This is a genomic window from Deinococcus aerius (assembly GCF_002897375.1).
Taxonomy (GTDB): domain Bacteria; phylum Deinococcota; class Deinococci; order Deinococcales; family Deinococcaceae; genus Deinococcus; species Deinococcus aerius.
On sequence record NZ_BFAG01000017.1, the window covers coordinates 33,614 to 55,670 of the forward strand.

Here is a 22,057-nt window from a genome sequence, read left to right on the forward strand (position 1 = left end):
GTGTCCCCATGACCTTTCTCTGGCCCTGGGCGCTGGCCGCGCTGGCGCTGCTGCCCCTGTTCGTGTGGCTCTACCTGCGGGGGCTGGGCAGGCCCGCCCGGGTGGCCGCCCTGCACCCGGACCTGCGGCTCCTCGCGCAGGCCTCGGCGCGCCCCCGCCCGCTCAGGCGCCACCTCCCCGCGCTGCTGTACCTGGGCGCCCTGACCCTGACGCTGTTCGCCCTGGCCCGGCCCACCGCGCCGCTGCCGCTGCCCGACAACCGCACCTCGATCATGCTCGCCATCGACGTGTCGCGCTCGATGGAGGTCCAGGACATCGAGCCCAGCCGCTTCGTCGCCGCGCAGGAGGCCGCCCGGCGCTTCGTGAGGGCGCTGCCGTCCGGCGCGCGGGTCGGCCTGGTCTCCTTTTCCGGGGACGCGGTCCTCCACACCCCGCCGACCTCCCGCCACGACCGGGTCTTCGCGGCCATCGACAGCCTGACCGTGGCGCCCCGCACCGCCATCGGGGACGGGCTGCGGACGGCGCTCCAGGCCCTCCCGGGGCGGGATGCCAAGGCGGCGGCGAACGCCCAGGACCGGCCCCCGGCGGCCATCGTCCTCCTCTCCGACGGGCGCAACAACACGGGCAGCGATCCCCTTGAGGTGGCGGCCCAGGCCAAGAAGCTCGGGGTCAAGGTCTACACCGTGGGGCTGGGCACCGTGGGCGGCGACCTGCGCAGCAACCGCTGGAACAGCTTTCAGGGCGGCTTCGACGCCGACACCCTCAAGGGGATCGCCACCGCCACCGGGGGCCACTACTCCGAGGCGCGCTCGGCCTCCCAGCTCAGCTCGATCTACCGCGAGCTGGGCCGCTCGCTGGGCTGGACCGTGCAGGCGCGCGAGGTCTCGGGCTTCCTCGCCGCGCTCGCCGGGCTGGTGCTGCTGGGCAGCCTGGGGGTGTCGGAGTTGGTGACGAGGCGCATTCTCTGAGGAACGGGGTGGGTCACGCCGTGCTGGCCCGCCCCGCTCTACCCCTCAGTTCGCTCCCTTGAGAGGGGAGCCGGGTGCGCCCCCGACCCGCCAGGAACCCGAGGCTCTTGCCGTTGCCCGGTTGCTGAAGAAAGGCCCGGTTTCCCGCGCTCCCCGCCCGTGTTAGCCTCCCTCCCGTGATCCTCTCTTGATGCTGGCCGTGATCGGTGTCGGCCTGCTCGCCGGGGTGCTGGGCGCGATCCTGGGGCTGGGCGGGGGCGTGGTCGTCGTGCCCGCGCTGGAGTTCGTGCTGCCGCAGTTCGGCCACCCCATCACGATTCAGCAGGCGGTCGCCGTGTCCCAGATCGGGGTGCTGGCGGTGGGGCTGAGCGGCGCGGCGAGCTACCTGCAGCAGGGCCTGGTGCGGGCGCGGACGGGTTACCTGCTCTCGCCGTACACCATCCTGGGGGGCGCGGTGGGCTCCTTCCTGGGGCTGGTGCTGCCCGCGCGGGCGGTGGCGACGGTGTTCTCCCTGCTGCTGCTGTACTCCGCGTACAACCTGCTGCGGGGGTTGAGGCGGGTGGAGGTCGAGCGCGAACCGAGCCGCCTCGTGCCCCCCGCGATGACCTTCGCGGGGATCATGAGTGGCCTGCTGGGCATCGGGGGCGGGACCGTGCAGGTGCCCGTCCTCAACCTGCTGGCGGGCGTGCCCATTCGGCAGGCGATTGCGACGAGCACCTTCATCATGGGGCTGACTGCGGTGGGGAACGCGCTGGTGTACCAGGCGGGCGGGCTGCTCGACGTGCGGCTGGCGGCGGGGGTGGCGCTCGGCGTCCTCGTGGGGGCGCGGGCGGGGGCTAGCCTGCAAAGCCGCATTCCCGCCGCGGGGCTCAAGCTGTTTTTCAGCCTGCTCCTGATCTTCACGGCGGGGCAACTCCTCTGGAAATACTGGGGGCACGGATGACGCCCGAGCGCCCGAGGGACACCGAACTCGCGGGTCTCCCCGCCTGGCTCTACCCGGCGGGCTTCTGGGTCGCTGTGGGGCTCCTCGCGCTCGGCGTGCTGTTCCCCGGCCTGGCCTTCGTCGGCGTCTCGTGGGTGGGCCTGGTGCCCGTCCTCGCCGCCGTCTGGGTCGCCGTGGCCGCCTGGAACCGGGACCGCCGCCTCAGCATCGGGGCGCTCGCGGCGCTGGGCGGGCTCGCCGCCGTGTACATCGTCAAGAGTTTTATCTGAACCGCAAGAAACGCCCAGCCTGAACGGTGGGCGCTTCGCTCCAACCGGGTCTACTTCCGGCTGTGGGGGAGCAGGAGAAAAAAGAAGGAGCTGAGGGGTTTGTCCCTAATGTACTCCTCTTCAGCAACTTGCTCACTTCGTAAAGGCGATCTAAAAGGCGCTCCTGTCTAGTCATAAGGGAGTGGGGCCGCGAAAGAAGTTCACTCCCGGCCTGGAGTTCAGGCTGAAAGGACGGGCAAAAGGCCCATGTGCCGCGTCCGAATCGAAGGCACGGTCTGACTTCCCGCCCCCGTCCTAAGCTGGGGCATGACACCTCGGGCCGCCCTGTTCGTGGGCCTCACGCTGCTGTGCCCCGCCGCCCTCGCCCAACGGACCCCACAGGAGTTGGCGGGGGCGCTCCAGAAGGCCGCCCGCGCGGGGGACGCCTCGGCCTACCGGGCCTTGCTTGCCCCCTCGGGAACCTTCACGGTCGAGGGCGCCAACTTCGCGGCGGACCTGACCCGCAGGCCGCCGGGGGACGTGACGTACAGCTTCAGCGACATTCGGCCACAGGGTTCGGGCGCCGAGGCCAACCTCACCCTCGTCTGGACGCGTGTGCCGGAGGGTGGGAGCCCGGCAGAGGGGGAGGTGAGCCGCGTCACCTTGCCCGTGGGGCTCGTCCGGGTGGGGGACCTGTGGCGCTACGCGGGCGAGGCGTTCGAGCCGATCAGGACGGGGACGGGCACCCTCCTCGCGCTGAAGGTGCCGGGTTTGCCGGAGCGGGTGGCGCCCCTCGCCCCGCTCCTCGCCCGCGCCGCCCAGGAGGTGAGGAACGTCCTGAGCCTGACCGTCCCCGCCGACGCCGTGGTCAAGGTCTACCCGGATGCCCCGCGCCTGAGCGCCAGCGTGTACCTCTCCCTGCCCCCCGTCGCGGGCTGGAACGAGCCGGGCGAGGCGATCAAGTTCGTGCTCCCGGAGGGCCCCCCGGCGGAGGTTGAGCGCGCGACCCTGCGCGTGCTGACCCACGAGTTCACCCACCTCGCCGTGGGGCTGGCGGCGGGTCAGGGAAGGGACAAGCGCATCCCCTGGTGGCTGCACGAGGGCCTGGCGAACTTCGCGGCCCGCGCCTTCGTCTCCGCCCCTGGCTGGCAGGCGTGGCAGAGCCGCGCGAACGCCTACGCCCGCTCCGGCTGGGTGCCCCTGACCGAACTCGCCGACTTCCCGAGTGTGCCCGAAGCCCGCTGGGACAACGCCTATCGTCAGGGCCTCGGGGTGGTGGAGTTTCTGGCGGGGACCCGGGGCAAGGAGGGGCCTTGGCGCTTGGCCCAGGCATTTGCAGAGACGGGCAATGCTGACGCTGCCGCCCGTTCCGCTGACTTCCCCTCCTTCGCTGCGCTGGAAACTGCCGCCCGGTCCTGGCTCGCCGCCCGCTGACCTTGCCCCTTTGTGCCCCGCCCGGTGGACAAACGCCCCGGGGCGTCCTAACCTTTGGACCGAGTTCAAGTTTTTAGCCCTTTGCCGCCGCAGGAGGTTGCATGAAGAATCAGCCGTACCGCATCCAGAAGGCCGCCGTGATCGGCGCGGGCGTGATGGGCGCCGCCATCGCCGCGCAACTCGCCAACGCGGGCATCCCCGTCACCCTGCTCGACATCGTGCTGCCGGACAACCCGGACCGGAATTTTCTGGCGAAGCAGGGCATCCAGCGGGCGCTGAAGGCCAGCCCCGCCGCCTTTATGGACCCGGCGCGCGCCGCCCTCATCACGCCTGGAAACCTAGAAGACGACCTCAAGAAGCTCAAGGACGCCGACTGGATTCTGGAAGCGATCATCGAGAAGCTCGACGCCAAGCGCGACCTGTGGGCGCGGGTGGAGGGCGTGGCGAAGAAGACCGCCATCATCTCCAGCAACTCCAGCGGCATCCCCATGCACCTCCAGATCGAGGGCCGCTCCGAGGACTTCCAGCGGCGCTTTGTCGGCGCGCACTTCTTCAACCCCCCGCGCTACCTGCACCTCCTCGAAGTCATCCCGACGCCGAAGACGGACCCCGACGTGCTGCGCGCCTTCTCCGAGTTCGGCGAACACACGCTGGGCAAGGGCATCGTGGTCGCCAACGACGTGCCCGGCTTCGTCGCCAACCGGATCGGCGTGTACGGCATCGTCCGCGCGATGCAGCATATGGCCAGGACCGGCCTCACGCCCGACGAGGTGGACCAGCTCACCGGCCCCGTGCTGGGCCGCGCCAAGAGTGCGACCTTCCGCACCGCCGACCTCTCGGGCCTGGACATCATCTACCACGTCGCCAACGACCTGAACCGGGTCACACCGCCCGACGAGGACTTCAGCCTCACCGACACCTTCAAGCGCCTCGTCGAGGAGAAGAAGTGGCTCGGCGACAAGACGGGCAGCGGCTTTTACAAGAAGACGAAGGACGAGAAGGGCAAGACGAAGATTCTGTCTCTGAATCTCGACACCCTGGAGTACGAGGACCGGGGCAAGGTGAAGGTGCCGGTCGTGGAGGCCGTGAAGGGCCAGCCCCTCGCCGCCCGCGTAAAGGCCCTCTACAACGCCGAGGGCAAGGAGGGCGACTTCCTGCGCGGCGTGATGAACGACGGCTTCTGGTACGCGGCGAAGATGGCCGGGAACGTGTCGAACCGCCTTCAGGACATCGACAACGCCCTGAAGTGGGGCTTCGGCTGGGAGGAGGGCCCCTTCGAGACGATGGATACGCTGGGCGTGCGGAGCGTGATCGCCAACCTGGAGGCCGAGGGCCGCACCCTCCCGCCCCTGCTCCAGGCCGTGAAGGACTCGGGCCGCGAGCGCTTCTATCAGGACGGCGAGACGGTCACGCCCACGGGTCAGCCCACGCGGTACGAGGCCCCCTACTTCATCCTGACCGACCTGAAAAAGGACGCCACGAAGGTCGTCAAGAAGCGGCCCGGCGCGAGCGTGGTGGACCTGGGCGACGGCGTGCTCCTCGTCGAGTGGCATGCGAAGATGAATGCCCTCGGGGAAGACCAGCTCCGCGCCGTGCAGGACGCGCACAAGCTCGTTCAGGAGATGGGATACGCGGGCCTCGTCCTCGGCAACCAGGGCGAGAACTTCAGCGCGGGCGCGAACCTCCCCCTGATCCTCTCGCAGGCGCAGGACGAGGAGTGGGACGAGCTGGACAGCGCGATCCGGCAGTTCCAGCAGGTCACGACCTCCATGCGCTTCAGCCCCCACCCCACGGTCGCCGCACCCTTCGGCCTGGCGCTCGGCGGCGGCTGCGAGTTCTCCATCCACGCGGATCACATCGTCGCCAGCGCGGAGACGTACATGGGCCTGGTGGAGGTTGGCGTGGGCCTGATCCCCGGCGGCGGCGGCACGAAGGAGATGCTGCTGCGCTTCACCGACCAGCTTCAGCCCGGCCAACCACTGCTCCCCGCCGTGCAGCGCGCCTTTGAACTCATCGGCACGGCCAAGGTGTCCACGAGTGCGCTGGAGGCCCGCAAGCTCGGCTTCCTGCGCGACCACGACACCATCGCCATGAACAGGAACCACATCATCCAGGAGGCCAAGCGGATGGTGCTGGCCCTGGCGCCCGGTTACGTGCAGCCCACACCCCGCCAGGACATTCCCGTGATGGGTGACGCCGCCATCGCCGCCGTCAAGCTCGCGCTGTACGGCATGACCGAGGGCGGGTACGCCACGAAGTACGACGCCGAGGTGGGCCAGCAGCTCGCCCGTGTCCTCAGCGGTGGTACGGGCAACAACCGCAACGCGAAGGTGTCTGAGCAGCACCTCCTCGACCTGGAGCGCGAGGCCTTCCTCACCCTGCTGGGCAAGAAGGGCACCCAGGACCGCATCGCCCACATGCTCAAGACGGGCAAGCCGCTGAGGAACTAAGCCATGAGCGAGCGCCCCCGCCTCCTCGACCGCCTTCACCACCTGCCCAAGCGCCGTGTGCTGGGCTGGGCGGCCCTTGGCTACGCCGTGCTGCTGGGCGTCGGGGCGTTCGTCGGCGCGGATATCACGCTGCGGTCCAAGACGCGGCGGGTGAAGGGCGTGTTCGTCGCCATCGGGCGGCGGGGAAACTCGGTATGGCTGCCCGCGTTGCCGGAAACGCTCTCCAGGGGCGTGATCGGCGTCGTTCCACTCCGGCCCAACCGGGGGCACGCGGTCCTGGGTCCGGCCCGAATCGTGGGCACGCTCGTTCAGCGCCCCATCCAGGAGGAACGCGGCGTGGTGCCCAACGGCGCCCTCGCCTGGGCCTCCTCCTTCGTCTACAACGGCACCCCAACGCAACTGGGCGTGGACTACGAGGACACCGCCGTCAGTACGTCGCTGGGAGACATGCCCGCCTGGCACATCCCACCCGTCTCCGGCGAGCGCGACGCCCTCGTGATCGTCGTCCACGGGCACGGCGGGCAGCGGTCGCAGGCGCTCAGGATGCTTCCGGCGCTGCGGCGGACGGGCGCGGGTTCCCTCTTCGTCACCTTCCGCAATGCCTTCGGCGCCCCGCGCACCAAGACCGGCTACCACACCCTGGGCGACGAGGAGGCGGAGGACGTGCTCGCCGCCCTCCAGTGGGCGAAGGCGGCAGGCTACCGGCGCGCGGTCCTGTACGGCTTCAGCATGGGCGGCAACATCGCCCTGAGCGTGCTGCGGCCCAAGCACGAGCCGTTCCCCCTCCCCGTCCTGGGCGTGATGCTCGATTGCCCGGTGCTCGACTGGCGCGCGACCATCCGCTGGCAGGGGCAGCGGTACGGCCTGCCGCCCTTTGTGGCGAGGCACGTGGCGACCTTCGTGCAGTACGTCGTCACCCGCCGCAGCGGCCAGGACTTCGATGCGGTGGACCAGATCAAGGCCGCCCCCACCTTCCGGGTGCCCATCCTCCTGTGGCACGGCACCCGCGACCGCACCATTCCCGTGAAGCAGGCGGACGCCCTCGCCGCCGCCCGCCCCGATCTGGTGGAATACCACCGGGTCGAGGGAGCCAAGCACATCCGCTGCTGGAATATCGACCCGGCGAAGTATGACGGGGCGCTGGAGAGGTTCGTGGCGCGGGTTTTTACATCTCAGGAAGGGTTATAAGTGGCTGTGATTCTAAAGAAGAATGAGAAGGTGGGGGAAGTTATTGCCTCCCTGCCCGAGGGCTTCACAGAAGATCAGTTCATTGAGAAGTTCGCCGCTATCTATCCCAAAGACTGGGAGAGAATAGAGAAGAGCTACCGAGAGCATATGGCAAAGGCTAAGCCGGGCAAAAAACAGCCGATGCCCAAGCCGGAGCAGTACCTGAAAAACGCGCTAAAGGTCTTCCTCGCCAGTAGGTCGGCCTAAAAAGGAGATAGTGTTCTTGGACGCTAGGCCCGTTCACCCCCTCCCAGCCTCCCCTCTCAAGGGGGAGGAGCAAAAAAGCCTTCGCCATGCTTTTCTCCCCTCTCCCCCTGCGGGAGAGGGGCCGGGGGTGAGGGGACGTCCGAGCGGCGTTACTCCAACACGGTGCATTGGGCAGGATGCAGCTCTGTATCGAGTCCTCTCGCTAAGTTCTACCCAGTTGGCTCATTAGGCCTTCAGATAGTTAGACCTTTCCTCAAGGAGTTTCCCCATGCGTGATGCTGTTATCGTTTCCGCCGTTCGTACCCCTGTCGGTCGCGGCGTCAAAGGCACCCTCGCCAACACTCGCCCCGACGACCTCGCCGCCCTCGTGCTGTCCGAGGCGGTGAAGCGCGCGGGCGTGGACGCCTCCATCGTGGAGGACGTGTACCTGGGCTGCGCCATCCCCGAGGCCGAGCAGGGCCTGAACGTGGCGCGCATGGCCGCGCTGCGGGCGGGGATGCCCGATTCCGTGGGCGGCGTGACGATCAACCGCTTCTGCTCCAGCGGCCTCCAGACGATTGCTATGGCGGCGGCGGCGATCCAGACCGGGCAGGCGGACGTGATGCTCGCCGGGGGCGTGGAGAGCATGAGCATGGTGCCCATGACCGGCCACAACCCCAGCCCCAACCCGGGGCTCGTGGACGAGCGCCCCGGCGCCTACATCGGCATGGGCCTGACCGCCGAGAACGTGGCCGCCAAGTACGGCGTGAGCCGCGAGGACCAGGACAACTTCGCCCTGAAGAGCCACCAGAAGGCCGCTGCCGCGCAGGACTCCGGCCGGTTCGACGCCGAGATCGTGCCCGTGCCCGTCCGCGTGGACAAGGTGAAGGGCACCAAGGTCAAGTCCGAGACCATCCTCTTCGACAAGGACGAGCTGATCCGCCGCGACGCCAACCTGGAGGACATGGCGAAGGTGCGCCCGGCCTTCAAGGCGACCGGCTCGGTCAGCGCGGCTAACTCCAGCCCCTTCAGCGACGGGGCCGCCGCCGTGCTCATCATGAGCGGCGAGAAGGCGCAGGAACTCGGCGTGAAGCCCCTGGCGAAGTTCCTGGGCTTCGCGGTGGCAGGCGTGGAGCCGGAACTCATGGGCATCGGCCCCGTGCGCGCCGTGCCGAAGGTCCTCGCGCAGACGGGCCTGACGCTGGACGACATCGACCTGATCGAGCTGAACGAGGCGTTCGCGGCCCAGAGCCTCGCCGTGATCCGCGAACTCGGCCTGCCGGAGGAGAAGCTGAACGTGAACGGCGGCGCCATCGCCCTGGGGCATCCCCTCGGCTGCTCGGGCGCCAAGCTGACCACGACCGCGATCTATGAATTGCGGCGCCGGGGCGGCGGCAAGGCGCTGATTACCATGTGCATCGGCGGCGGCATGGGCGCGGCGGGCGTGATTGAGGTGTTCCCGGAGGAGGGGCAGGGGGAGCAGGCGGCGGACTGAGGGTTTGTCGGAAGGGCAAAGGGGCTACCGGAGTTGCGGTAGCCCCTTCTGCTTGGCGGATAGGGTCAGTGCAGGAACTGGCTCGCGTTGGCCCCCAGGCGGTTGAGGATGCTGGGCCGGAGCCCCGCCGCGCCCGGAAGAGCCCGGCCCTTCAATGTGCGGAGGAAGGCGAGGGCTCGGCCCTGCATGGCCTGACTCCTGAGCGGGGAAGCGCCGTTCGTGCCCGCATAGGGGTTGGTGTTGATTCGCAGCATGGCGAAGTACACCACATCGTTGCGGGTGGTGCCGTCGCTGTTCAGAATGGTCCCCGCCCCCTCGAAGATGGGCTGGCCCTCATAGGTGCCGAACTCGCCGTCGAAATCGAAGCCGATCAGGTAGGGATCCGCGTCCTTCGTGTCATAGGCGAAGACGGTGGTGAGGTAGGAGGTGCCGTCGGTGTCCGGGAACTTGCCCAGAAGCGCGGGACCCTGCTGGTCCGGTGCGGGCGTGACGTCAAGGTAAGCGCCCAGGGCAGCCGTCACTCCCTCGACGGTATTCTGATCGTAGAAAACAGCCCCTCCCTCGGCGACCACACTCCCGCCGGGGTTTTGCGGGTCGGTGAAGGCGGCCCACTCGTACTGCCCCTGATACAGGGAGCTGACGTTGATCGTGGTGTTCAGCCTGCCCTCCCCGACGTTTCCGGCCGCGTCGTACGCCCTGGCGCGGAAGCTCACAGCCCCGTTGTCGCGCTGGTCGAGCGTGACGGTCGCCGTGTAGGGGGCGCTGGTATCAGCGGCGATCAGGGTGTCACCCTGGTAGAACTCCACCCTGGTCACGCCGACGTTATCCGAGGCGCTGGCCGTCAGCAGAAAGTCGCCGGGCGCGGTGGGCGGCGTGCCCGAGAGGGTGACGGTCGGCGCGGTGGTATCGGTCGTCGGCGTCCCGCCCCCGCACGAGGCGAGCAGCAGCGAGGCGCCGAGGAGGGGCAGGGCAATCGGTTTCATCACTGCTCAGCGTAAGGGTTTCGGGCCGCCCGCGTTGCCACAAACTGGCGCGCGTTCTGGGGAACTCTTCACCCGGCGGCTCCGCCGCGCTGACTCCACGCGATCCAGGCGGGCGAGGGCCAGAGGCGGCGTCCCGAAGTCGTGCGTCCGGTCAAACCTCAAGGTGAGGCCTGGTGCCCATCAGCCCTGCCCCGCTCAGGAGGGCCTGTCCGACGCCCACCCTCTCACAAGCCCCAAGCTGAGGTCAAACCCCGCGAGAGTGGCCTGGGCGCTGGCATGGGGGCCGGGAAACCTCTACCCTGGCGGCGATGCCCGAGCCCGCCCTCCCCGCCCGCCCCCGGTTGCGCCTGCGCGTGACGGCCACGGCGGAGTCGCACCTGCGCGCGGGGCACCCCTGGCTGTACGAGTCGAGCGTGCGCGAGCAAAACCGCGAGGGCGAGGCCGGGGAACTCGCCGTGGTGTATGACCGCCGCGACCGTTTTCTCGCCCTGGGCCTGTACGATCCCCACTCGCCGCTGCGGCTGCGGGTGCTGCACGTGGGCTCCCCCGTGGTCGTGGACGAGACGTGGTGGGAGGCCCGGCTGGAGGCCGCCATCCACCGCCGGGCGGCGCTCTTCGGCCCCGAGACGGACGGCTACCGGGTGATCAACGGCGAGAGCGACGGCTTTCCCGGTGCGGTGCTGGACCGCTATGCCCGCACGCTCGTCCTCAAGTTGTACACCGCGGCCTGGTTCCCCCACCTGTCCCTGCTGTTGCGGCTGCTGGAGGAGCGCTTCCCGAAGTACCGGGTGGTCGTGCGCCTCAGCCGCAACATCGGGGCGCTGGCGGAGGAGGCGGGGCTGCACGACGGCGAGACGCTGGTTGGGACGGAACCCGACGGCCCGGTGATCTTCCGCGAGGCGGGCCTGCACTTCGAGGCGGACGTGGTGCGCGGGCAGAAGACCGGCTTTTTCCTCGACCAGCGCGAGAACCGCCGCCGGGTGGAGGCGCTGGCGAAGGGGCGGCGGGTGCTGAACGCCTTTTCCTTCTCCGGGGGCTTCTCGCTGTACTCGGCGCGCGGTGGGGCGCAGGGCGTGGTGAGCCTCGACATCAGCGCGCACGCCCTCAGGAGCGCCGAACGCAACTTCGCCCTCAACACGAGTGACCCCCACGTCGCCGCCTGCCGCCACGAGACGGTGCAGGCGGACGTGTTCGACTGGCTCTCGGAGACCCGGCGCGAGTTCGACCTGATCGTGCTCGACCCGCCGTCCCTCGCGCGGCGGGAGGCGGAGCGGGCGGGGGCGATCCGCGCGTATGCCAAGCTCGCGTCGGACGGGCTGCGGCGGCTGGCGCCCGGCGGCATCCTCGTCAGCGCCTCGTGTTCCGCCCACGTCAGCGCCGACGAGTTCTTCGAGGCCGTGCGCGGGGTGGCCCGGCGCAGCGGCCGGAGGTGGCGCGAGCTGCGGACCAGCCGCCACGCCCCCGACCACCACGCCGCCTTCGCCGAGGCCGAGTACCTCAAGGCGATCTATCTGCAATTCGAGCCCTGAACACCTGTGGTGGGGGAGGGGACGCGCAAGATCATCCACGTCGACATGGACGCCTTCTACGCGTCCGTGGAGGGGCGGGACGATCCCCGGCTGCGCGGGCGTCCCCTCGCCGTCGCCTGGGGTGGCAAACGCAGCGTGGTCCTCACCGCGAGCTACGAGGCGCGCGTGTACGGAGTGCGGAGCGCGATGCCGCTCTACCGCGCCCTCGAACGCTGCCCGCACCTCCTCGTGGTGGAGCCGAGGTTCGACGCCTACCGGGAGGTGAGCGCCCAGGTCCGCGAGATTTTCCGGCACTACACGCCGCTCGTCGAGCCGCTCTCGCTGGACGAGGCGTACCTGGACGTGACGGCACCCCTGACCGGCGGGCCGAGCGCCACCCGCATCGCCGGGAGCATCCGCGCCGAGATTCGGGCGGCCACCGGCCTCACCGCCACGGCGGGCGTCAGCGTGAACAAGTTCCTCGCCAAGCTGGCGAGCGGGCGCAACAAGCCCGACGGCCTGACCGTGCTGCTGCCCGCGCAGGCGGACGCGCTGCTGGCCTCCCTCCCCACCGCCGACTTCCACGGCATCGGCCCGGCGACGGCCCGCAAGCTCGCGGCACACGGCGTCCACACCGGGGCGGACCTGCGCGCCACCCCGCCCGAGCAACTCGTGGCCTGGTTCGGCCGGACGGGCGAGCACTTTGCCCGCATCGCCCGGGGGCAGGACGACCGCCCGGTGGAGCCGGGCCGCGCGCCCGTCAGCATCGGCGCCGAGGAGACCTACGCGGACGACCTCCGCACCCTGGGGCAGGTGCGGGCAGTTTTGCCGGGCCTGGCGCGGGCCGTCGAGCGGCGCCTCGTCGGGGCGAACGTGGTGGGCCGCGTGGTCGTCCTCAAGCTCAAGTTCCACGACCGGACCCTCCTCACCCGGCGCGTGACGCTGCCCCAACCGGTGCGGGAGGCGGAAGTTCTGGCCCGGGTGGCCTCCCGCCTGGTGAGCGCCGAGCTGTTGTCCGGGCGGGGGGTGCGCCTCGTCGGGATCACGGTGGCCGGGCTCGGGCCGCCGCCCCCCCCTCAACCCACCCTGTTCGGCGAGGCTTGGGAGCAGTAAGAGCATTGTTATGCAGGATTCGTAGCCTGAATTATGCAGAAGGCAAGGAACAAAGGTTGGTTCAAGGGTGCCGCACTCTCCGCGTTGTTGCTGGCGGGCGGGGCGAGCGCGGCCACGATCAAGGTGGCGACGGTCAGCCCCCTGAGCGGCAGCCTGACGACCATCGGCAGCGAGGTCAAGCGCGGGGCGGAACTCGCGGTGCGGGCGCAGGCGGGGGCCTTTAGGGCGATGGGGTACGACCTCGTCCTCGCGCCCTACGACGATCAGGCCTCGGCGGCGCTGGGCGGGCAGGTCGCCAAGACGATCCTGGCGGACAAGGGCGTGATCGGCGTGGTCGGGGCGCTGAACTCCAGCGTCTCGAACGTGCTGGCGCAGGCGTTCGCGCCTGCCAAGCTCGCGGTCGTGTCGCCGACCAGCACGAACGATGGCCTGACCGAGAACGGCTGGACGAACTTCAGCCGGGTCGTCTCGCCCGACAGCGCACAGGGCGTGGCGGCAGCCGGGTACATCGCCGACGAGCTGAAGGCGAACTCGGTGTTCGTGATCTCCGACAACACCGCCTACGGCAACGGGCTCACGCGCGTGCTGCTCAGCAACCTGAAAAAGCGCGGGATCAAGGTCGCGGGCTACACGGGCGCCTCCGCCTCCACCCCCGCCCAGATCGCCGACGTTGTCAAGCAGGTCAAGGCGAGCGGCGCCCCGGTCGTGTACTTCGGCGGCACGGACGACACCGGCTCGCTGCTCGTCAAGTCGCTGCGCGCGGCGGGCGTCAAGGCGACCTTTATGGGCGGGGACGGCCTCGACTCGCCCAGCTTCCTCCAGCGGGCGGGAATCGCCGGGGCGGGCGTGGTGTACAGCACCGGCTTCGGCCCGGTGAGCGCTTTCTCCAACGCGCTGGACTTCACCGACCGTTACAAGGCGGCCTACAAGACCGCGCCGAGCGGCGTGGCCGTGTACTCCTACGACGCCATGATGGTCCTCCTGGAGGGCATCAAGGCCGCCGCGAACCAGGCAGGCCGCGTGCCCACCCGCGCCCAGGTCAGCGAGGCGGTGCGCAAGGTGAACCTCCCCGCCTGCTTCAGCGCGGACAAGTCCAAGTGCATGACCGTGACGGGTGCGGTCAACTTCTCCAACACGGGTGAGCGGCAGCGGTCGCGCCTGCTCATCATGCGCTTCGACGACGTTCTCCAGCCCCAGGTCGCCAAGGTCCAGATCGTCACCGCCGACAGCCTGAAGTAAGTGGGGCAAAGAGAGGGACGGCTCCGGGTGGGCCGTCCCTCTCGCTGGAGAACCGCTACGCCCGCGCCGTCTCCCGCTCCCCGGTCCCCTCGCCCGCCAGGTGCAGCCAGGTGCCGAGCACCGAGTCGGGGTTGAGGCTCACCGAGTCAATGCCCTGTTCCATCAGCCACGCGGCCAGGGCGGGGTGATCGCTGGGACCCTGCCCGCAGATGCCGACGTATTTGCCCTGCTTCTTGGCAGCCTTGATCGCCTGACTCATCAGCGTCAGCACGGCCTCGTTCTGCTCATCGAACATGTCGGCCACCAGTCCCGAGTCGCGGTCGAGCGCCAGCGTGAGCTGCGTCAGGTCGTTGGAGCCGATGGAGTAGCCGTCGAAGTGCTCCAGGAACTGCTCGGCCAGGATGGCGTTGCTGGGCACCTCGCACATCATGATGATCTTCAGATCGTTCTCGCCGCGCTTCAGGCCGTTTTTCTCCAGAATCTCGATAATGGTTTTCGCCTCGCCCACCGTGCGGACGAAGGGAATCATGACCTGCACGTTCGTCAGGCCCATCCCGTCGCGCACCTCGCGGATCGCCCCGCACTCCAGCGCGAAGGCGGCGGCAAAATCGGGCGAGCGGTAACGGGAGGCGCCCCGGAAGCCGATCATGGGGTTCTCCTCCTGCGGCTCGTAGGCGGGGCCGCCGATCAGGTGGGCGTACTCGTTGCTCTTGAAGTCGGACAGGCGCACGATCACCGGCTTGGGGGCAAAGGCCGCCGCAATGCTTGCCACCCCCTCGGCCAGCTTCTCGCGGAAGAAGTCGCGTGGCGTGGCGTACCCGGCGGCCTTCTCCTCGATCTGCGCCTTCACGTCCTCCGGCACATTCGGGTAGTCCAGCAGCGCCCGGGGATGAATGCCGATCACGTTGGAGATGACGAACTCCACCCGCGCCAGCCCCACGCCCTCGTTGGGCAGCGCCGCGAAGGAGAAGGCGCGGTCGGGCGAGGCGACGTTCATCATGATCTTCATGGGGACGGGGGGCATGGCGTCCAGTTCCACCCGGTCCACCCGGAAGGGGAGACGGCCCTCGTACACGTAGCCGGTGTCACCCTCCGCGCAGCTCACGGTCACGTCCTGCCCGCTTTTCAGTTCGCGGGTCGCGTTCCCCGTGCCCACCACCGCCGGAATCCCCAACTCCCGCGCGATAATCGCCGCGTGGCAGGTGCGCCCGCCCCGGTTGGTCACGATGGCGCTGGCCCGCTTCATCACCGGCTCCCAGTCGGGGTCGGTCATGTCGGCCACCAGCACGTCCCCCTCCCGCACCTGATCCATCTCGGCAGGGTCGCGGACGACGCGCACGGTCCCGGCCCCGATGCGGCTTCCCACCGCCCGGCCCTCCACCAGCACCTCGCCCTTGCCCTGAAGCTCGAAGCGTTCCAGCGTTCGCCCGGCGCGGCTCTGCACCGTCTCGGGCCGGGCCTGGAGGATGTAGATTTGCCCATCGCGTCCATCCTTGCCCCACTCGATGTCCATCGGGCGGCCGTAATGCTCCTCGATGGTCACGCACTGCCGGGCGAGTTCGGTCAGGTCCTCGTCCGAGAGGCAGAAGCGGCGACGGTCGGCCTCGGGCACGTCCACCGACTCGACGCCGCCCCCCTCGGCATAGATCATCTTCCTGGCCTTGCTCCCCAGGGTGCGGCGCAACACGGCGCGTTTCCCGGCCTTCAACGCGGGCTTGTACACGAAGAACTCGTCGGGATTCACCGCCCCCTGCACGACGAGTTCGCCGAGCCCGTAGGCCGCCGTCACCAGCACCGCGTCCCGGTAGCCGCTCTCCGTGTCGAGGGTAAAGGCCACACCGCTCACGCCCAGGTCGGTGCGGACCATCCGCTGCACACCCGCCGAGAGCGCGACCTCCGAATGCTCGAAGTTGTGGTGGACACGGTAGGAAATGGCCCGGTCGCTGTAGAGGCTGGCGAAGACGAGGCGGACGTGGTGCAGCACGGAATCGATGCCCCGCACGTTGAGGAAGGTTTCCTGCTGGCCCGCGAAGGAAGCTTCGGGAAGGTCCTCAGCGGTCGCGCTCGAACGCACGGCCACGTCGGGCTCGGTTCCCCCGGCCTCCGCTGTCATCTGCGCGTAGGCGCCCCGGATGGCCTGTTCCAGCTCGGCGGGCAGCTCGCCCTGTTCCACCCAGCCCCGAATCTCCCGGCCAGCGGCGGCGAGGGCAACAACATCATTGACATCCAGGGAGGAGAGCTTCCCGTTGATCTTCTCCTCGATCCCGTTGTGGCTCAGAAACGCGCGGAAGGCGTCGGCGGTTGTGGCAAAGCCGCCGGGCACCCGCACCCCGGCCCCCGCGAGGCCTTGAATCATCTCGCCGATGGAGGCGTTCTTGCCGCCCACGACCTCCACGTCCGTCATCCTTAGTGTCTGGAACCAGCGAATCATGTTCATGCATCCTCCGTGTGTAGAAGGGAGTGCCGCGCGTGGAAGCGGCGGGGGTTGGTGTATCGGCTGCCCGACCAGCTTAACCCGGGGAGCGTCTGTTCCCTGCCACCTTTTGGGGGACAGCCTTCATGGTTCTGGGGAGGTGGGCGCCCGGCCATGTCACCCTGCCCCCATGACCCCACTGCCCCGCACCGTCCTGATCGTCTCGGACCACACCGGCCTGACCGCCGAGAACACCGCCCGCGCCCTGCTCGCGCACTTCCCGAATCAGCCCCTCAAGTATCTCCAGCGGCCCTTCGTCGCCAGCGTGGCGGCGGCGCAGGGGGTGGCGCGCGAGGTCTCCGCCCTGGCGGGGCGCGGTGACCGCCCGCTGATCTTCACGACGATCACCGACCCCGCCGTGCTGCGCGAGCTGGAGGCCGCACCGGCCCGCGTCTTCGACCTGCTCGGCCCCGGCCTGAACCTGCTGGAGGAGGAATTCGGCGTGCGGGCCGCCCGCAGCGTGGGCCGCTACCACGACATGCACGACCAGAACGGCTACCTGGCGCGGATGGACGCCCTCGACTTCGCCCTCGCCACCGACGACGGCTTGGGCGACCGTCAGTACGGCCTGGCCGACGTGATCCTGGTGGGGGTCAGCCGCGCGGGGAAGACGCCGACCAGCCTCTTCCTGGCGCTGCAACATGGGGTCCGGGCCAGCAACTACCCCCTCGCCGAGGACGACTTCGAGCGTGAGTCGTTGCCCATCCCGCTGGAACCCCACCGCGCCAAGCTGCACGGCCTGACCATCGACCCCCGCAGGCTGCACGCCATCCGCACCCAGCGCAAGCCGAACAGCCGCTACGCCAGCCTGGAGCAGTGCGAACACGAGGTCCGGCGGGCCGAGCGCCTGTTCCAACGCGCAGGAATCCCGGTCCGAGACACGACGAGTGCGAGTGTGGAGGAGATCGCGGCGGGGATTCTGGCGCAGGTGCGGCGGGGGTAGGGGTGGGCGCGGGTCCCATCCTCACCACTGGGAGGCGGGGAAAGGTGATTGGGAACTGCGCCGAGGCAGATGTCATGCTGAGCCGGAGGCGACGCATCCCCAGGCTGGACTGGACGGCGAGGTGTTCCACTTCGTTCAGGGCGACAGGAATTGCCCCACGGCTCTTGAGGACGTGAGTTTTGCGGCTCCTCTCGCCGCGCCGTACACTGACGCATGACCTTCCCGCCCTGGTAACGCCCCAGGCGCCCCCGCACGGTCGGCCTTCCCTTCAGGCTGCCGGTCTTCACGGGTTTGTCCCCGCCGCCCTTCACGAGACGCCGCCTATGCCGCCGCTCTCGTGAAAGGGAAAGACCCGTGACCCACCGCCCGCTCCCGCGTCCGCTGAACTTCGCCGCCGTCTTTCTGGCCGCCGCGCTCACCGTCGAACTGCTCGACGAGCTGGTGGATGGAGCCACTGGGGCTGCCTGGCCGCTTGTGCGCCAGGACCTCTCGCTCTCGTACGTCGAGTTGGGGCTGCTGCTGGGGCTGCCCGGCATCCTCGTCAACCTCGTGGAGCCCTTTCTGGGGCTGCTTGCCGATCTGGGTTACCGGCGGGCGCTCATCCTGGGCGGCGGGGTCTTGTTTGCGGCCTCACTCGCGCTGTTTGCCGTGGCCGGGGGCTTCTGGCCGCTCCTCGCCGCGCTCGTGCTGTTCTACCCGGCCTCGGGCGCCTTCGTCAGCCTCACGCAGGCCGCCCTGATGGACGCCGAGCCCGCCCGCCGTGAGCAGAACATGGCCAGCTGGGCGCTGGCGGGTTCGGTGGGCAACGTGGTCGGGCCGCTGCTCATTGGCCTCGCCGTGACGCTGGGGCTGGGCTGGCGGGCCGTGTTCGCGCTGCTCGCCGTGTCGACCGTCGTGGCCTTGATCGGAGTGCGGAAGTCCCCGTCTCTTTCCCAGGAGGCGCCGACGGGAGAGAAGCTCGACTGGCGGGACGCGGCGCGGGGCGTCGTGGCGGCGCTCCGGCGCGGCGAGGTGCGGGCCTCGCTCGCCTTGCTGGAGTGCGCCAACCTGACGGGGGACGTGTTTCGCAGCTTTGTCGCCCTGTACTTTGTGGACGCGGTGGGGGCGACTCCGGCCGCAGCGGGTCTGGCGGTCGCGGTGCTGACGGGCGTGGGGCTAGTGGGCGACGTGCTCGTGCTGCCGCTGTTGGAACGGGTGCCCGGTGTGCGCTACCTGCGGGCGAGTGCGTGGGTGACGGCCATTGTGTTTCCTGCTTTCCTGCTCATCCCTCACCTTGGGGCCAAACTCGCCTTGCTGGGCCTGCTGGGAATGCTCAACTCGGGGTGGTACGCGGTGTTGCAGGCCCGGCTGTACGCGAGTTTGCCAGAGCGTAGCGGCACGGTGATGGCGCTGGGCAGCGTGGCGGGCATGGTGAGCGGGGCAGTGCTGCTGGGGCTCGGTGCAATTGCCCAACACTTCGGGGTGGAGGCGGCCCTGTGGCTGCTCCTCGCGGGGCCGCTCGCGCTGCTCGTGGGATTGCCAAGGCGAGCCTCATTGGGCAGTCGCTGAGCGATCTCAGGCTATCCACCCTATCCTGACCCATGACCAACATCGGGTCCGGGCGGGGCAGGACACGGCAGACGCAGGTGTACGTGCGGGGGATGGGTGGCGAGCGCCCCCGCGTTCCGGTCGCCCCCGAGCGGTTGCAGGAGGCCGCCCGGGCAAAGCTCAGCCCGGCGGACTTCGCCTACATCGCGGGCGGGGCCGGGGCCGAGCGCACCATGCGGGCGAATCTCGCGGCCTTCGAGCGCGTGCGGCTCATCCCCCGCCGTCTGGTCGGCTCCCGTGAACGTGACCTCAGCGTAGAACTGCTGGGGCGCACCCTCCCCACGCCCCTCCTCCTCGCGCCTATCGGGGTGCTGGAGAGTGCCCACCCCGAGGCCGACCTCGCCGTGGCACGCGCCGCCGCCGCCGAGGGAGTGCCCTTCATCTTCAGCTCCCAGGCGTCGGTACCGATGGAGGGGTGCGCCGCGGCGATGGGGGAGAGCCCCCGCCTCTTCCAGCTCTACTGGGGCACCGACGACGAGGTGACCCGCTCCTTTGTGCGCCGGGCGGAGGCTTGCGGGGCGGCGGCTATCGTCCTGACCCTCGACACGACGCTGCTGGGCTGGCGGCCGCGCGACCTCGACCTGGGCCACCTGCCCTTCCTGCGGGGACGCGGCATCGCGCAGTACCTCAGCGACCCGGTGTTCCGCTCACGGCTGGAGATCCCACTTCCAGCGCCCGCCGTGCAGCCTCCCCGCACCCCCGCCCTTATCCGGGCCGGGAGTGAACTCGCCGCCAAGGGCCGCGCTTTTGGCCTCAGCCCCTCCCAGATGCGCGCCGCCGCCGCCCGCTTCACCGCCACCTACACCCGCCCCGACCTCGGCTGGGACGACGTGAGCCGCCTGCGCAAGTGGACGCGGCTCCCCATCCTCCTGAAGGGCATCCTCCACCCCGACGATGCTCGGGAAGCCGCGCGTCGGGGTGTGGACGGCCTGATCGTCAGCAACCACGGCGGGCGCCAGATTGACGGTGAGATCGGCGCGCTCGACGCCCTGCCAGCGGTGGTCGCGGCGGCGGGAGACCTCCCCGTCCTCTTCGACAGCGGTGTCCGCACCGGCTCGGACGTGGCGAAGGCCCTCGCGCTGGGGGCGCGGGCGGTGCTGCTGGGGCGGCCCTACGCCTACGGTCTCGCCCTCGCGGGAGAGGCGGGGGTGCGGGAGGTCATCCAGAACGTCCTCGCCGAGTTCGACCTGACTCTGGGGCTGCTGGGTGTGCGGGCGGCCCGGGATCTTGGACCGGGGAACCTGGCACCACCTTCACTGTCGACACAGCCCTGACAAAGCCGGGTATCCTACGGGGCGTGCATAAGCAACTGACCCTGATGACCGCCCTGCTGCTCGGAGCGGCGGGCGCGCAGACTGTCGACCTGCGTATCCTCGAAACGACCGACCTGCACTCCAACGCGCTGGGCTACGACTACTACCAGGACAAGCCCACGGGCGAGTTCGGGTTCGAGTACACCGCCACCCTGATCAAGCAGGCCCGTGACGAGAAGCGCAACACGCTGCTTTACGACAACGGCGACCTGATCCAGGGCACGCCGCTGGGTGACTTCGTGGCGCGGGTGCAGCCCCTCAAGGAGGGCCAGCTCCACCCCATGCACGAGGCCATGCGCCTGCTGAAGTACGACGCGGGCAACCTGGGCAACCACGAGTTCAACTACGGCCTGCCCTACCTCCAGCAGGTGCTTTCCGCCGCGCCCATGCCTTACGTGAGCGCGAACACCTACAAGGACGACGGCACCGGCAAGCCCGGCGAGAACGCCTTCACCCCCTACCTGATCGAGCGCAAGACCGTCTACGACGCCGAGGGCCGCCCCTACGTCCTCAACGTCGGCGTGATCGGCTTCCTGCCCCCGCAGATCGTGCAGTGGGACAAGTCCAACCTCGACGGCAAGATCGTCACCACCGACATCGTCGAGGCGGCACGCAAGTTTGTCCCCGAAATGAAGGCCAAGGGTGCGGACATCATCGTCGCCGTCGCGCACAGCGGCATCAACGCCGACTACCAGCCCGGCCAGGAGAACGTCGCCACCGAGCTGACGAAGGTGGACGGCATCGACGTGGTCCTCAGCGGCCACAGCCATCAGGAGTTCCCCGGGCCGGTGTACAAGGACATCCCCGGCGCCGACATCACCAAGGGTACGATCAACGGCAAGCCCGTCGTGATGGCCGGGTTCTGGGGCAATGACCTGGGCATCGTGGACCTGAAGCTCAACTACGACCGCAAGAGCCAGAAGTGGACGATTGCGGACAGCACCACCAGCCTGCGCCCCATCTGGGACAAGACGGCCAAGAAGAGCCTCGTCACGCCCGACCCCCGCATCGCCCGCGCTGTCAAGCAGGCCAACGAGGGCACGCTGGCCTACGTGCGCGGCAAGGTCGCCGACCTCGCGGCCCCCATCACCTCCTACTGGGCGCTCGTGCAGGACGACCCCAGCGTGCAGCTCGTCAGCAACGCGCAGATCGCCTACGTCAAGGCCGCGCTGGCCGACACCCAGTACAAGGACCTGCCCGTGCTGAGCGCCGCCGCGCCCTTCAAGGCCGGGGGCCGGAGTGGCCCGAGCTACTACACCGACATTCCCGCCGGGACGCTCGCCATCAAGAACGTCGCCGACCTGTACGTGTACCCCAACACGGTTCAGGCCGTCGTCGTGAACGGCGCGGGCGTGCAGGAGTGGCTGGAGCGTGCCGCCGGGCAGTTCAAGCAGATCGACCCCAGCAAGACCGAGCCCCAGGCCCTCGTGGACGAGTCCTTCCCCACCTACAACTTCGACGTGATCGACGGCGTGACCTACGAGATCGACGTGACCCAGCCCTCCCGCTACGGCAGCAAGGGCGAGCTGGTGAACGAGGGTGCCCACCGCATCAAGAACCTGATGTACCAGGGCAAGCCCATCGACCCCAACCAGCAGTTCGTGATCGCCACGAATAATTACCGCGCCTCGGGCGGCGGCTCCTTCCCCGGCCTGAACGGCAAGAACATCGTCCTCCAGGCCCCCGACGAGACGCGCCAGGCGCTCATCAAGTACTTCCAGGACCAGAAGACGGTCAACCCCACCGCCGACGGCAACTGGAAGCTCACGCCCATCCCCGGCGTGACCCTGCTGTACGTCAGCAGCCCGAACGCGCAGAAGACCCTGCCCGCCGGAGCCACGCTGCTGCGAACGCGCGAGGACGGGTTCGCGGAGTATTCGATCAAGTTCTGAGGCGAGCGAAAAAGAAAGTCCCACCTTTTTATAGGTGGGACTTTCTGCTATGAGC

17 protein-coding genes are annotated in these 22,057 nt (G+C 69.2%); 15 read left to right on the plus strand and 2 right to left on the minus strand.

The annotated features are described in order from the left end of the window. The first annotated feature begins 8 nt into the window (after window positions 1-8). From DAERI_RS19310 to DAERI_RS19345, 8 genes are all read left to right on the plus strand, one after another. Window positions 9-968 carry a VWA domain-containing protein gene (locus DAERI_RS19310; protein WP_103131081.1) on the plus strand — a complete coding sequence of 320 codons (960 nt, stop codon included), beginning with the start codon at window positions 9-11 and terminating at the stop codon, window positions 966-968. Window positions 969-1,158: 190 nt separating this feature from the next. Further along, a complete protein-coding gene (locus tag DAERI_RS19315; protein WP_103131082.1) occupies window positions 1,159-1,911 on the plus strand; it encodes a sulfite exporter TauE/SafE family protein in 753 nt (250 codons plus the stop codon). Next, the gene (locus tag DAERI_RS19320) at window positions 1,908-2,180 is read left to right on the plus strand and encodes a hypothetical protein (protein ID WP_103131083.1); all 273 of its coding nucleotides are present in this window, start codon (window positions 1,908-1,910) and stop codon (window positions 2,178-2,180) included. The genes DAERI_RS19315 and DAERI_RS19320 overlap by 4 nt, the downstream gene beginning before the upstream one ends. Window positions 2,181-2,486: 306 nt before the next feature. Continuing rightward, on the plus strand, window positions 2,487-3,593 hold the full coding sequence (locus tag DAERI_RS19325; RefSeq protein WP_103131084.1) for a nuclear transport factor 2 family protein: 1,107 nt from the start codon (window positions 2,487-2,489) through the stop codon (window positions 3,591-3,593). Between the two features lie 101 nt (window positions 3,594-3,694). Then, window positions 3,695-6,043, plus strand: coding sequence for a 3-hydroxyacyl-CoA dehydrogenase/enoyl-CoA hydratase family protein (locus DAERI_RS19330; protein WP_103131085.1), 2,349 nt, complete (start codon window positions 3,695-3,697; stop codon window positions 6,041-6,043). Window positions 6,044-6,046: 3 nt separating this feature from the next. Continuing rightward, window positions 6,047-7,231: an alpha/beta hydrolase family protein gene (locus tag DAERI_RS19335; RefSeq protein WP_165794296.1), complete on the plus strand. Its 1,185-nt coding sequence runs from the start codon at window positions 6,047-6,049 to the stop codon at window positions 7,229-7,231. Continuing rightward, window positions 7,232-7,477 (plus strand): hypothetical protein, encoded by a 246-nt coding sequence (locus DAERI_RS19340; protein WP_103131086.1) that lies wholly within the window; start codon window positions 7,232-7,234, stop codon window positions 7,475-7,477. Between the two features lie 268 nt (window positions 7,478-7,745). After that, window positions 7,746-8,951: a thiolase family protein gene (locus tag DAERI_RS19345; RefSeq protein ID WP_103131087.1), complete on the plus strand. Its 1,206-nt coding sequence runs from the start codon at window positions 7,746-7,748 to the stop codon at window positions 8,949-8,951. Between the two features lie 65 nt (window positions 8,952-9,016). Here DAERI_RS19345 and DAERI_RS19350 read toward each other — a convergent pair whose 3' ends face one another. Further along, on the minus strand, window positions 9,017-9,934 hold the full coding sequence (locus DAERI_RS19350; RefSeq protein ID WP_103131088.1) for an Ig-like domain-containing protein: 918 nt from the start codon (window positions 9,932-9,934) through the stop codon (window positions 9,017-9,019). 308 nt (window positions 9,935-10,242) lie between these two features. On the opposite strand from DAERI_RS19350, the gene DAERI_RS19355 reads away from it, so the two are divergent. From DAERI_RS19355 to DAERI_RS19365, 3 genes are read left to right on the plus strand one after another with little or no spacing between them, the layout of a single operon-like run. After that, entirely contained in the window at window positions 10,243-11,463 is a 1,221-nt protein-coding gene (locus DAERI_RS19355; protein ID WP_103131089.1) for a 23S rRNA (cytosine(2499)-C(5))-methyltransferase, read from the plus strand. Window positions 11,464-11,472: 9 nt separating this feature from the next. Next, window positions 11,473-12,555: a DNA polymerase IV gene (gene dinB, locus DAERI_RS19360; RefSeq protein WP_268806585.1), complete on the plus strand. Its 1,083-nt coding sequence runs from the start codon at window positions 11,473-11,475 to the stop codon at window positions 12,553-12,555. A gap of 33 nt (window positions 12,556-12,588) precedes the next feature. After that, window positions 12,589-13,794, plus strand: a complete 1,206-nt coding sequence (locus DAERI_RS19365; RefSeq protein WP_103131091.1) for a branched-chain amino acid ABC transporter substrate-binding protein — start codon at window positions 12,589-12,591, stop codon at window positions 13,792-13,794. A gap of 55 nt (window positions 13,795-13,849) precedes the next feature. Here the strand turns inward: DAERI_RS19365 and ppsA are convergent, their stop codons facing one another. Beyond that, entirely contained in the window at window positions 13,850-16,231 is a 2,382-nt protein-coding gene (gene ppsA, locus DAERI_RS19370) for a phosphoenolpyruvate synthase (protein ID WP_103131092.1), read from the minus strand. Window positions 16,232-16,397: 166 nt separating this feature from the next. Between ppsA and DAERI_RS19375 the strand changes: the two genes are divergently transcribed. From DAERI_RS19375 to cpdB, 4 genes are all read left to right on the plus strand, one after another. Continuing rightward, complete coding sequence (locus DAERI_RS19375; protein ID WP_103131093.1) at window positions 16,398-17,210, plus strand: pyruvate, water dikinase regulatory protein; 813 nt, start codon at window positions 16,398-16,400, stop codon at window positions 17,208-17,210. Between the two features lie 354 nt (window positions 17,211-17,564). Continuing rightward, window positions 17,565-18,758, plus strand: coding sequence for an MFS transporter (locus DAERI_RS19380; protein WP_103131094.1), 1,194 nt, complete (start codon window positions 17,565-17,567; stop codon window positions 18,756-18,758). A 32-nt stretch (window positions 18,759-18,790) separates the two neighbouring features. Further along, a complete protein-coding gene (locus tag DAERI_RS19385; protein WP_103131095.1) occupies window positions 18,791-20,071 on the plus strand; it encodes a lactate 2-monooxygenase in 1,281 nt (426 codons plus the stop codon). Between the two features lie 44 nt (window positions 20,072-20,115). Further along, window positions 20,116-22,002 carry a 2',3'-cyclic-nucleotide 2'-phosphodiesterase gene (gene cpdB, locus DAERI_RS19390; protein ID WP_103131111.1) on the plus strand — a complete coding sequence of 629 codons (1,887 nt, stop codon included), beginning with the start codon at window positions 20,116-20,118 and terminating at the stop codon, window positions 22,000-22,002. Window positions 22,003-22,057 lie beyond the last annotated feature (55 nt).